The organism is Paenibacillus nitricinens (assembly GCF_052056485.1).
Classification (GTDB): domain Bacteria; phylum Bacillota; class Bacilli; order Paenibacillales; family Paenibacillaceae; genus Paenibacillus_AQ; species Paenibacillus_AQ nitricinens.
This window is the reverse complement of sequence record NZ_CP183948.1, coordinates 2,730,571-2,742,097: the sequence shown is the minus strand read 5'-3', so window position 1 is coordinate 2,742,097 and position 11,527 is coordinate 2,730,571. Positions and strand designations below refer to the sequence as shown.

Here is an 11,527-nt window from a genome sequence, read left to right as displayed (position 1 = left end):
TTACATTCATACAAGCAAAAGCGCATTCGACGCCCCAAAAGGACGGAAAGCGTTTATGCGAGAAATATAAGGATAAAGTATTGTGCGAAATCTATATTTTCTGATATGTGAACAGGAAAAAGCTCATCCCCGCATAACGGTCATGAGCTTCCCTATAAAACTATTTAATGTAAATGCTGCTGCGAAATATCATGAAGTGCTTCGCCAGCCTCGTCCGCAAAAATGTTGCGCACAGCCAAATCACCGATGGATACTACACCCATCAGCTTCTGGCCACTAGTCACAGCCAATCTGCGAATTTGCCAGCTCGACATCCGTTCTGCAGCCTCATCTACAGATGTATTCTCAGAGACGGACTGAATTTCTCTACTCATTACCTTTTCCACAGCTGTTGATCCAGGGTGTTTAGCCGCGTAACCTCTAATTACTAGATCACGATCTGTAATTACACCGAGTAATGTCTTATCGTCTTCATTATCAATGACCGGTATAAATCCAGTGTCATGATCTCTCATTTTAACAGCGACTTCATATACATTATCCATTAGTGTGACTGTTACAGGCTCCTTCGTCATAACCTCTTTCACTGTCTTCAAGAACGAACCCTCCTAAACATAATCTCCATGTTATGGAATAGGTTCTCCTCTATGAAACGAAATTATACGATTGTCTTCTCTTGCAAACAGGAATTCGCCATAGCGATCAATAATTTCATCCCATGCAACATAGCATCCTCGTCAAAATCAAATTTGCTATGATGATGCGGGTAAGCTGCATTTTTATCCGGATTCCCAGCCCCTACGAACATAAAACAGCCAGGAATTTCTTTTACATAGTAGGCAAAATCCTCAGCTGGCATCAGCTTTTCCATCCGAATCACTTGAACAGCTTCTCCTAGTGCTCCTGGTACCACCTCGGAAAAACGCTGGTATTCCCCCTCGTGATTTACGAGTGGCGGATATCCCATAACATAGTCTATCTTAGCTTCTGCACCGTATGCGCCAGCTATTGAAACTGTCATTTCTTCGATTCTGCTGCGGATCAGATAACGGGTCTCCTCGTCGAACGCCCGTACGGTTCCAGTAATGCGACAATGCTCAGCAATGACATTCTGGGCGAATCCCCCTTGAATGGTTCCTACACTAAGAACAGCGGGCTCCAGCGGGTTCACAGAGCGGCTTACGATGCTCTGAAGCTGAGTCACAAGCGCCGCCCCGGCCACAATACTGTCTACCGTACGATTCGGCATACCACCATGTCCGCCCCGGCCGATAATATCAATGAAAAATTCATCAGCAGATGCCATAAGAGGTCCTGGCGCACTGCCCACAGTCCCCATTGGAAGCGGAGTCCACAAATGCAAACCATACACCGCATCCGCGCCTTCCAGCATACCCTCGGCAATCAACCCCTGTGCACCACCCGGGCATACCTCCTCCGCTGGCTGAAAAAGAAAACGCAGCTCCCCTTCTAACTCTTCAAGGCGGCTGCTATAGTATGAGGCTACACCCAGCAGTATTGAAGTGTGTCCATCATGCCCACAGGCATGCATAACCCCTTCATTTTGCGAAACGTAGTCATTCTTATTCTCCTCTTTAATAGGTAGTGCATCCATATCCGCGCGAAGGACTACCGTTTTCCCCGGCCGATGTCCTCGCAATATACCTGTTACACCATACCCAGACGTGCTTCTCCTAACTTCAATACCGAATTCTGCTAACTTGTCTGCTATAAATGCTGACGTTTCCTTTTCATGAAAAGACAACTCCGGATGACGGTGTAAATGGCGTCTCCATTCCACGATCTCCGGCATGAGAGAATCAACCGCTAAGCTCTTCATACGTTCTCCATCCCCTTCTTCATAAACCCGCATCAACAGCATGCGACAGCAGTCCTGGACACTTTGTTCCAGCCGTACACGGCTATAATTATTTTATTGTAGCAGAAACGCAAAAAACTGGGTATCGTTAGGAGGTGGCTACTCTTGCACAACGTTTAGAAACATACTATCATGAGGTAGAACATCAGCAAACGGATCATGAATTCATCATTATACTTCATAAGGGGGATGTGCGTGCTATGATTTTTGAGAACACGGGCCTCGTAGGATTGAAGAGTGATCTTCTCTATCTGGACGAGAGTGCGACAAAGGCTGGCTTCATTCGCTGGCAATGGGAATACTATCGTGCCACTTACGACTGCAAAATTGAAGACCCTCAGGATGGCGGCGAATACTTTCTACGCATCAACACTCGCGCTGTCGAGGGGAAGCTGGAGAAAGCTGATGCCGTACTTGCAATTGAAGCCGTATACTTAGGGAAAGCAACATTCCCCCATGGCCTCGATTATGACTCCCCGGTACCTAAACCAGTATTGGACACTGCTGCTACTCGGATTCTCGAATTAAAGCAGCTGTTGGAGGCTTGAGTAACAGAAAGGGAAAGACGAAACAAAATGTCAGCCTGCCCAAAAGAGGAACACCCGATTTCCAACTACTTATCTTAACACTACTACTTGTGGGTTTCGGTCTAGTCATGGTCTTCAGTGCTAGCTCCAGTTTGACTTTAGCAAGCTCGAAGTTCAGTAATGACCCTCTATATTTCATGAAACGCCAAATGATCTGGATCGTACTTGGAACCGTTGTTATGTTTACAGCCATGAACATTCACTACAGTAAATTCAAGAAGTGGTATGTACCTATCTTTATCATCACCGTGATCCTCCTGCTATTTGTAGCCTTCTCCGAAAGAATCAATGGCGCCAAAAGCTGGTTAAGTATCGGAAAGCTAGGAATCCAACCTACCGAGCTCGCCAAAATATCGATTATCCTGTATCTCTCCGCACTGATTACCAAAAAAGGTGAAAGGTTTAGAGATTTCCGTACTGGATATATCCCTGTAATGGTTATCGTAGGTATAGTTGCCGGGCTTATTATGATGCAGCCAGATTTGGGGTCTTGCCTTATTCTCGTGGCTACCAGCGGACTTGTCATTTATGCAGGCGGTGCCAGTATGAAGCATATCCTAGGTTCTATCGCTCTCTTGGTGTTAGGTGTAGGAATAGTTATGGGGGCTAAAGCGGCGATTGATTCTCTTGCCCCTGCCTCCGAAAAAGTAGTCGCTAATCAAGACTATAAAAAAGGTCGAATTCAAGCTTTCATAGACCCCTATCAGGATCCTGAAGGTGAAGGGTATAATATTATTCAGTCTTTGACCGCTCTCGGACAAGGTGGAGTCAGTGGCTCTGGCTTTGGCAAAAGCATTCAAAAGCTGGATTATCTTAAATACCCGTATACGGACTTTATTTTTCCTGTGATTGGTGAGGAATTTGGATTTATAGGAACGGCATTATTTCTGATGATATACCTGTATTTTATCTGGCGAGGTATTCTAATCGCACTAAGGTGTAAGGATCCCTTTGGCACGCTCGTTGGCATTGGTATTATGGGGCTTATTGCTATTCAAGCCTTTGTCAATATTGGTGGTGTAACGAAGACCATTCCGCTTACCGGTGTAACTTTGCCATTTATCAGCTATGGCGGCTCTTCACTTCTTGTGAGTATGCTGTCCATGGGAATAATGCTGAGCATTTCAAGAGAAACCAATCTTCCGGCTAAAGAGGAAGTCACGAAATCTGTAACTACAGTTAGACAAGTTCGTTCCCGGTAAGATTCATAAATCCGGATATGACGGCATATATAAAAAAGCAGTCCAAGTTAAATTTCTTGGACTGCTTTTTTATGTACAAGCTCTTTAGCATTAAGCAATTTCATCGTTCTTAAAGGCTACGCCTTCAACTTTGACATTCACCTCAACAATATGAAGTCCAGTCATGCTCTCCACAGCCTCGCGTACGTTCTGCTGAAGCATCCGGCACACTTCATGTATCGGTGTTTCATAGAGAACTATAATACGCAGATCCACAGCTGCTTCTAGCTGCCCCACTTCAACGGTAACGCCCTTTTGAACGTTCTTACCACTTAGACGCTTCGCCCAGCCTTCTGATAGGCCACCTGACATGGCTGCAATTCCTGGAGTCTCCAAGGCAGCCAATCCGGCAATTTTCGAGACGACGTCATTTGAAATTCGAATATTTCCCATTTCCAATTGAAGTTGTTCTGCCATGCCATATCCCCCCTAAACTCATTATCAATTATTGTAATTCCTAAACAGGCTAAAAAGCAAATCAGTTTCTCGCTTTCTCGTTTACACTTAGGAATAATTTGGGTATATTGATTATGAATTGATCCTGAATACATAGATTGGAGTGTACTTTACATTGAAAAAATGGATTTCACCAGCTTTGCTGGCAATCACCTTTATCCTTAGTGCCATAGGCCATTATGCAGATTGGGACCACACGCTTCAGTTCGTTCTCTCTGCAGTAGCCGTTGTGTTCGTGGCTGGCTTTCTGGGCCGCGCCACAGAAAGTGTGGCACATTATGCTGGACAGCGGTTAGGCGGCTTCCTAAACGCTACCTTCGGTAATGCCGCAGAACTAATCATTGCCTTTTTCCTTGTGAAGGAAGGACTGTTCGACATGGTGAAAGCCAGTCTTACCGGTTCCATTATTGGCAATCTGCTGCTTGTCCTAGGTTTAAGTATTTTCGCTGGTGGGATGAAGTTCAAAGTGCAGAACTTTAACGTAACCCTCGCTGGTATGAACGGTTCCCTTATGATCGTAGCGGTGATCGCTTTATTTGTACCGGCTATGTTCTTCAATACCCATTCCATTACTGAAAAAGATACAGACGTGCTCAGTTTAATCGTTGCCGGGCTGCTCATCGCCTCCTACATGGCCTGGTTAATCTTCTCTATGATTACGCACAAGAAACATCTAGAGGACGTTACAGAAGACGGTAAGGAAGAAATGGCTCATGAGCATGCGCCTAAGTGGTCCAGAAACCGATCCATCCTTTATCTGCTTCTTGCTACCGTAATGGTAGCCTTTGTGAGTGAGTGGCTGGTAGGGACGCTTGAGACACTAACTGAGCGCTTTGGATTTAGTGAACTGTTTGTAGGCGCCTTCCTCGTGGCAATCATCGGTAATGCCGCAGAACATAGTGCAGCCATTATGCTGGCTATGAAGAATAAAATCGGTGCAGCAGTAGAAATCGCCGTCGGGAGTAGTCTTCAAATTGCACTATTTGTAGCGCCTGTACTTATCTTCGCCAGTTATTTTATGGGTGACACTATGGACATTGTGTTTACAACGATCGAAATTGTCGCCATTGGCGTCGCCGTCTTTATTGCCAAATCAATCACTCAGGATGGTTCGACCAACTGGTATGAGGGTCTCTTGCTATTAACGGTTTATCTAATTCTTGGAGTCTCCTTTTATCTAGTATAAGTACTCCCCATTCATTCTATAATTCTCAAAAAAACGCACATGAGTGACGATCTGTCCTCATGTGCGTTTCTATGAATACTATAAATCAAAACTTATTCTTCTTTTGCTTTGTTATTCAATGCCTCATAGAGTACTGCTAAATTCCGCTCCAGCTTACTCAGCACCATTTTACCGGTAATCTCTGGCACCAAACCTGCTCTAACCGCAAAATCGACCTCTCTTGAGAAACCGTACATTTGGGTATCGAGCACTTCCTCATAGAGAGGGCAGTAGCGTGTTGCCAGATTTTCCATCTGCACTTCAATAAGTTGCTGAATTTTATCGGCATCTTCTTGTAGAAGATTGATCGCTTTAAGATTAAACTGTTCCTGTAATTCCGACGAAGTCATGCCTCTTCCCCCCCATGTCCAAAAGTTAAGCTGCTTTTACTATTTTACTTAATATTAGTCGAAATCGGATATCAATACAACAATTCTGTTTATACTAACCATTTATTTGAAAGAAGCAGCTATGTTGTTTATAAGGGATAGCATTAGTTCCTCATCTATTTCTAGAAAAAACGCCCCACCGTAAATCGGTAGGACGTCTTTACATACAACTATTACTCAGCTACAACTGTAAAGTTCAAACCGTGTTTAGCAAAAACTTCACTCATTGCCTTCTTAGCTTCTTCTGCATCTGTTCCGTGAACATGAAGCTCGTAGCTTTGGCTTGATACCAAAGTCGTGAACAAACCAAGGATACTCTTAACATCAATGTACTTGTTGTCCGCTTGAAGAACGATTGAAGAGTTGAACTGGCCTGCCGTTTGAGCAATATCAACGATTGCCGCATTGTTACTGGACATAGAAATCCCTCCGCAACTTGATTATGAAACATAAGTCATTTGTAATCATTTCTTATGATACCTTGAATCCGCTTACTTGTGCAAGGTGTTTTCTTACTTTTACAGCTTATTTCAAGTTTTCAGGATTCAGACCTTCCAGTTCTGGTAACACGAAGATTCCATCTTTACGGATTAATACATCGTCAAAATAAATCTCCCCGCCGCCATAGTCTGGACGTTGGATTAATACAAGATCCCAGTGAATGGAGGACCGGTTTCCGTTATCTGTAACATCATATGCTTGTCCTGGTGTAAAGTGCAGGCTGCCTGCAATTTTCTCATCAAACAGAATGTCATTCATTGGGTGCAAAATATAAGGGTTAAAGCCTATGGCAAATTCTCCAATGTGACGTGCGCCGTCATCTGAATTCAGGATTTCATTCAAGCGAGCGGAGTCATTGCTTGTTGCTTCAACAATTTTACCATTCTCGAATTTGAATTTGATATTTTCAAAAGTTACTCCATTATAAACGGACGGTGCATTATAACTGATCATTCCATTTACAGAATCACGAACAGGAGCGCTGTAAACCTCGCCATCCGGAATATTCTTTTGTCCAGAGCATTTCTCTGCACCGATTCCTTTGATGGAGAACTTAAGATCTGTTCCAGGACCTGAAATATGTACCTTATCAGTTCTGCGCATGAGATCAGCCAATGCATCCTGAGCCTTGTCCATTTTGGCGTAATCCAAATTACACACTTCGAAATAAAAGTCCTCAAATGCCTCTGTACTAATATTTGCAAGCTGAGCCATACTCGCATTGGGATAACGTAATACTACCCACTTTGTATGCTTCACGCGTTGTTCACTATGCACTGGATGGGAATACAAAGAATTATACAATTTCATATTTTCTTCTGGAACATCGGACAGGTCATTTACATTCTCACCTGCACGGATGCCGATATAGCAATCCATTTGCTTCATCCGGTTCAAGTCAATGTCAGCCCATGTCTGAAGACTCTCACGTGTTGCATATTTAAGCATGCTGCGTAGGACGGTACGATCTGTCAACTGTACAAAAGCATGACCGCCAGCTTTACCGATTTCCTCAACAACAGCTTTGATTAAATCTCTTTCATTGCCAATCATTTCTACAAGCACGTTCTCACCTGGCTGAACATCTACGGAATAACCTACAAGATTTGCCGCCAGCTTTTGAATTCTGGGATCTTTCATTGTGTACTCTTCCTTCCTCTGTCTGAAAAATAAGCATGCTGTTCTATTGTAGCACGCCCTTTATGGAGCGCAAGACCTGCTAAACAATGTAAAGATTAACGGTAACCTGTGAAATCCACTTTAGATACATAAGTTTCATTTTCAGATTTATTCATCATTTCACCGGAATAGCTTACTTTTCGATTCAAGGTAAGCCTTCTGGGAAGATTATGCTTCTTATCAACCGTTAGGTGGTAGACCGTTTCTACATTAGCCTGTTTCAGCTTTTGCTGTAGCTCATTATTTTTCTTCTGCCACAGCTTCTCCAAAGCTTCCGTCACTGCCTGATCAGCCTCTGCGTTGTTCTCTGCGGATTCAGGAACTTTAGGACGAAGGTTCTGCATTTCTTTCTCCAATTCAGCAGACAGCTGCTTCCTAGCTTCTGAAGGCGTCAATTCGATTCGCAGCACACTTGTCCCTCTGCCAGCTCCTGCCTCTTCGGTTACACTCTTCTCCATGGACTCAAGTTCCTCGAGTTGCTTTAACGGATTTAGCGCAGGTAATGGATTTCCCTCCTCCGAGGAATTTTCAGTGGTCTGAAGTTCCCATCTGCCCTCTTTTTTCTCTAACTGACTGTAATAAGGTTTCATAGCATATGCGTTACTCTTTAAGTCTTTAACGCCACCAGCAGCTGTTTTTTGGATCGTGGATTTATCTGGAAGAAGGGTGTACAGCTTTACTTTTTTATGATCCTGCACTGTGCCTCCGTAGAACAATAAGGATTCAGGAACCGTTGTTCCCCCTCGTGTCAGCATATTCGCCCCTTCAAAAACAACCTCATCACTTCCAGCCATCCCTGCCAACACCAAACTTAAATCTTCCTTCGCAGGTTTGTCTCTTATGACGCTACAGCCGCTAAATAACAGGCAATACAGTGTCAGAACTATAGGGAGGAGTCCTCCCTTAAGTAATAATAGCTTTCTCACGGACCTCAGGCCTTTCTCGGAGTATTTTACTTAAGTACAACCCACGCGTATAGGGTTCTCCCTTCCTGCAAGCCTTATACCGCAATTAGAGCCATAATAAATGCGCATATAAAAAAGAACCCCTGAGACTTACCTCACGAGTTCTTAATATTGCTATCATTTTCTTTGGTATCAAAAACAACTTGGTTCCGACCGTTATTCTTAGCTTTATACAGCGCCATATCCGCTCGATAAAATAATGACTCAACACTTACTCGATCGTCCATCCAGCTCCATTCCGCTATTCCGCAGGATACCGTTACACTAGGTTCAGTTTCTTCCATAACGCGTTTGCGTATACGCTCAGCTACATAACCCGCCTGCTGCATTCCCATCAACGGTAAATAAACGGAGAGCTCCTCCCCACCCCATCTCGCGGCAATGTCCCCTTGACGGATGGAAGATTTCACAATTTCACTAACCTCTTTTAGAATCTTATCGCCTTTTTGATGACCATAGGTATCATTCACGATTTTGAACTGATCAATATCCACAACAATTAAACAGCCGCAGAAGTCCGTAGACTGTCTTTCTTTTATCTCTTCGTCCAAATAATGACGAGCATAGAGACCTGTTAGGCTATCTCTGTTCGCAAGACGTCTGACTTCAGCATGTAGCCTGGCGTTACCTACTGCTAGACCTATATGTCCCGCCATCGCCTGCAACAGCCTGTAGTTGTCATAGGAAAAATAATGCGAATCTCGATGTGCCAGCATAATCGCACCTCGCACTTCTCCCCCCACACTAAGAGGTGTAGCAATCAGCGACTGTGAACCGGTAGCATTCATTAGTCGGGAAGTTGTCTTAGGATTATCTATGTAGTCAGACATGATCAGTGATTCACCTGTGGAATACACCTTTCCACCTAAACCTGCCCCTACTTCTAATACTTCATTCTGCAATGAGGGATGGTTGCAGGCAATAACTTCTAGGCCACCCTTTTCCTCATTCATATGTAAGATGCAACAGTAATCTGCACCAAACATTTCAAGTAGCTCTTCAAACGCAAATTGAAAAATATCGCCTAATCGCAAGCTTTGATTCAAACGCTGGGTAAGCTCGTTACTCATGCGAAGCTCACGGATCAGCTGATTGGAGCGCTCATAAAGCTTGGCATTCTCAAAAGCAGTTCCAGCCGTATCGGCTACCATTGTGAGAAACCTTAAATCAACGTCAGGGAAGATTGGATTATCCATCACCATATGGAATACCCCATAAACCCCCTGCTTACCACCTAACGGAAGCCCTATTTCTACATTTCGGTGATCTTCATCACTAGTGTTCAGTGCAACACGTCCATCCTTGAACGCCCTGGCACAGACATCATCACTGGACATGTGGAAAGGTAAGGGTTTGACCTGCGGATTAGTGCTGCGATGATCTTGTGACATATACAGGTCGAGTCTGGCTCCAGGGTACATCGCAGAGATGCTATCAATGACTTCCGAAAGTACAGCATCAACATCAATATTGTCATGCATCCGCTGGACAATCTGAAATAACAATGAACGACGATTGCTTTCACGTTCTGCATGGATATGGGTACTTGCAAGATCAGCTACAAATATATGTTCAAACTTATGATAAAAACAGGTGCGGTAATGCAGCGACATAGCTTCTGCAGTATCTCTTCCACCCATTTCATATTGTTGCGTTGGCATAGAACAGCCCAAAAATGCAAAAATTTCATTATCGACGCGAGTGAATAGCGGTATAGTAAAAAAACTCAGATCCTTACCTTCTACGGTTAACGGAATGGCAGAGATTGATCCTGAAATTAAGCTGGAAGCCGCTGCCTGTTCCCAGTGCTGCCTCCATAGTTCTTGTTGACCCAAATTATTGTTTAAATATTTACCTTCAAAATTCAGTACACACCATTCCCAAGATCTGGAGAATGGGAGGACATCGAGCCCATCAAACCATTCTTTGAAACTGTCTGCAATCAGATTTGCTAGATAAGGGAAGTCATGCGTTACTATTTCCGTTTCCCTAAGCCAGGCGGTGGGATCTTCGGAATCTCTACTAGCGTGTATGTTGTCCTGTAACAGCATACGGCTGTCTTTATGGACGTATGCTTTCTGCTCTGACATAACGAAGATCCCCTTTGCATCTTGATTAAGAAAACTATCTTCCCTAGTAACAACTAATTAACTATATTTTACTCCCTTTCTTTGTGCATTGCATTATATTTTCATCATTTCCGGGACTTTTTTTTAGGACCAAAGAACTATCGACAAAGATTGACAAAAACTCTTTTAATAAGCGCTTGACTTTATATACTGTATTCATATAATATTTATTGTTGAACAAGACTGTAACAAGTCTTACTTGGGCGTAACGTTGTGTCACCCTCACGCATTTCGTTACTGCCAGGGCAGCGGCTGAACTTCCCTGGCAGTGTGGAAGCCATTAATGCTAATCACGGATACGAAATGCGGCGCAAATAGGCCCTACCCTGAAATTTCAATTATAAAGGAGTCTACTATAACATGGCACGTTACACCGGACCTAAATTCAAACTCAGCCGCCGTCTGGGCATTTCCCTAAGCGGTACAGGAAAAGACTTGAAACGCCCTTTTCCACCAGGACAACACGGAGCTAACCAACGCAGAAAAGTAAGTAACTACGGAATGCAGCTTTTGGAAAAACAAAAACTGCGTCACATGTATGGTTTGGGAGAGAAGCAATTTAAAACTCTCTTCACTAAAGCACAAAAACTTCCAGGTCTTGCAGGCGAAAACTTCATGTTCTTGCTTGAAAGCCGCTTGGACAACCTAGTTTACCGTCTTGGATTTGCTAACTCCCGTGCAGGTGCACGTCAGTTGGTATCCCATGGACACGTAACTGTTAACGGCAAAAAAGTCGACATCGCTTCTTACCGTGTAAGCTTGGGCGACGTTATCGGTCTTCGCGAAAGAAGCCAAAGCATGGCTTCCATCAAAGAAGCTCTTGCTAACCGTTCCCACCTTCCAGCTTACCTGGAATATGCTGAAGGATCTTTCGAAGGTAAATACATTCGTTTGCCAGAACGTTCCGAGCTTTCCCAGGATATCGATGAGAAACAAATCGTCGAGTTCTACAACCGTTAATATCTCGCTTATAGCG

Annotated in this window: 12 protein-coding genes; 4 read left to right on the top strand and 8 right to left on the bottom strand. The window is 43.8% G+C overall.

What is annotated here, in order from left to right:
• Positions 1 to 164: 164 nt before the first annotated feature.
• Complete coding sequence (locus ACN6KS_RS11985; protein WP_094868525.1) at positions 165 to 596, bottom strand: CBS domain-containing protein; 432 nt, start codon at positions 594 to 596, stop codon at positions 165 to 167.
• A 62-nt stretch (positions 597 to 658) separates the two neighbouring features.
• Positions 659 to 1,882, bottom strand: a complete 1,224-nt coding sequence (locus ACN6KS_RS11980) for an amidohydrolase (RefSeq protein WP_440962080.1) — start codon at positions 1,880 to 1,882, stop codon at positions 659 to 661.
• A 197-nt stretch (positions 1,883 to 2,079) separates the two neighbouring features.
• Between ACN6KS_RS11980 and ACN6KS_RS11975 the strand changes: the two genes are divergently transcribed.
• The gene (locus tag ACN6KS_RS11975; RefSeq protein WP_094868523.1) at positions 2,080 to 2,427 is read left to right on the top strand and encodes a YugN family protein; all 348 of its coding nucleotides are present in this window, start codon (positions 2,080 to 2,082) and stop codon (positions 2,425 to 2,427) included.
• Complete coding sequence (ftsW, locus tag ACN6KS_RS11970) at positions 2,424 to 3,668, top strand: putative lipid II flippase FtsW (protein WP_440962079.1); 1,245 nt, start codon at positions 2,424 to 2,426, stop codon at positions 3,666 to 3,668. The genes ACN6KS_RS11975 and ftsW overlap by 4 nt, the downstream gene beginning before the upstream one ends.
• A gap of 90 nt (positions 3,669 to 3,758) precedes the next feature.
• Here the strand turns inward: ftsW and ACN6KS_RS11965 are convergent, their stop codons facing one another.
• A complete protein-coding gene (locus tag ACN6KS_RS11965; protein ID WP_042126837.1) occupies positions 3,759 to 4,124 on the bottom strand; it encodes an Asp23/Gls24 family envelope stress response protein in 366 nt (121 codons plus the stop codon).
• A 154-nt stretch (positions 4,125 to 4,278) separates the two neighbouring features.
• Here ACN6KS_RS11965 and cax point away from each other — a divergent pair, with 154 nt between their 5' ends.
• A complete protein-coding gene (cax, locus tag ACN6KS_RS11960) occupies positions 4,279 to 5,349 on the top strand; it encodes a calcium/proton exchanger (protein WP_094868521.1) in 1,071 nt (356 codons plus the stop codon).
• Between the two features lie 92 nt (positions 5,350 to 5,441).
• Here cax and ACN6KS_RS11955 read toward each other — a convergent pair whose 3' ends face one another.
• From ACN6KS_RS11955 to ACN6KS_RS11935, 5 genes are all read right to left on the bottom strand, one after another.
• Complete coding sequence (locus tag ACN6KS_RS11955) at positions 5,442 to 5,738, bottom strand: YlaN family protein (RefSeq protein WP_042126833.1); 297 nt, start codon at positions 5,736 to 5,738, stop codon at positions 5,442 to 5,444.
• Positions 5,739 to 5,950: 212 nt separating this feature from the next.
• Entirely contained in the window at positions 5,951 to 6,196 is a 246-nt protein-coding gene (locus tag ACN6KS_RS11950) for an HPr family phosphocarrier protein (RefSeq protein WP_042126831.1), read from the bottom strand.
• Positions 6,197 to 6,302: 106 nt separating this feature from the next.
• Positions 6,303 to 7,418 (bottom strand): aminopeptidase, encoded by a 1,116-nt coding sequence (locus tag ACN6KS_RS11945; protein WP_094868520.1) that lies wholly within the window; start codon positions 7,416 to 7,418, stop codon positions 6,303 to 6,305.
• 95 nt (positions 7,419 to 7,513) lie between these two features.
• A complete protein-coding gene (locus tag ACN6KS_RS11940; RefSeq protein ID WP_440962078.1) occupies positions 7,514 to 8,266 on the bottom strand; it encodes a hypothetical protein in 753 nt (250 codons plus the stop codon).
• A 251-nt stretch (positions 8,267 to 8,517) separates the two neighbouring features.
• A complete protein-coding gene (locus tag ACN6KS_RS11935; protein ID WP_440962077.1) occupies positions 8,518 to 10,512 on the bottom strand; it encodes a sensor domain-containing diguanylate cyclase in 1,995 nt (664 codons plus the stop codon).
• Positions 10,513 to 10,911: 399 nt separating this feature from the next.
• Between ACN6KS_RS11935 and rpsD the strand changes: the two genes are divergently transcribed.
• Positions 10,912 to 11,511, top strand: a complete 600-nt coding sequence (rpsD, locus tag ACN6KS_RS11930) for a 30S ribosomal protein S4 (RefSeq protein ID WP_042126823.1) — start codon at positions 10,912 to 10,914, stop codon at positions 11,509 to 11,511.
• Positions 11,512 to 11,527: the final 16 nt, after the last annotated feature.

Coding starts and splice junctions, on each gene's coding strand:
- ACN6KS_RS11980 (WP_440962080.1), bottom strand. CDS start 1,882: ATGCTGTTGATGCGGGTTTATGAAGAAGGGGATGGAGAACGTATGAAG.
- ACN6KS_RS11975 (WP_094868523.1), top strand. CDS start 2,080: ATGATTTTTGAGAACACGGGCCTCGTAGGATTGAAGAGTGATCTTCTC.
- ACN6KS_RS11965 (WP_042126837.1), bottom strand. CDS start 4,124: ATGGCAGAACAACTTCAATTGGAAATGGGAAATATTCGAATTTCAAAT.
- ACN6KS_RS11955 (WP_042126833.1), bottom strand. CDS start 5,738: ATGACTTCGTCGGAATTACAGGAACAGTTTAATCTTAAAGCGATCAAT.
- ACN6KS_RS11950 (WP_042126831.1), bottom strand. CDS start 6,196: ATGTCCAGTAACAATGCGGCAATCGTTGATATTGCTCAAACGGCAGGC.
- ACN6KS_RS11945 (WP_094868520.1), bottom strand. CDS start 7,418: ATGAAAGATCCCAGAATTCAAAAGCTGGCGGCAAATCTTGTAGGTTAT.
- ACN6KS_RS11935 (WP_440962077.1), bottom strand. CDS start 10,512: ATGTCAGAGCAGAAAGCATACGTCCATAAAGACAGCCGTATGCTGTTA.
- rpsD (WP_042126823.1), top strand. CDS start 10,912: ATGGCACGTTACACCGGACCTAAATTCAAACTCAGCCGCCGTCTGGGC.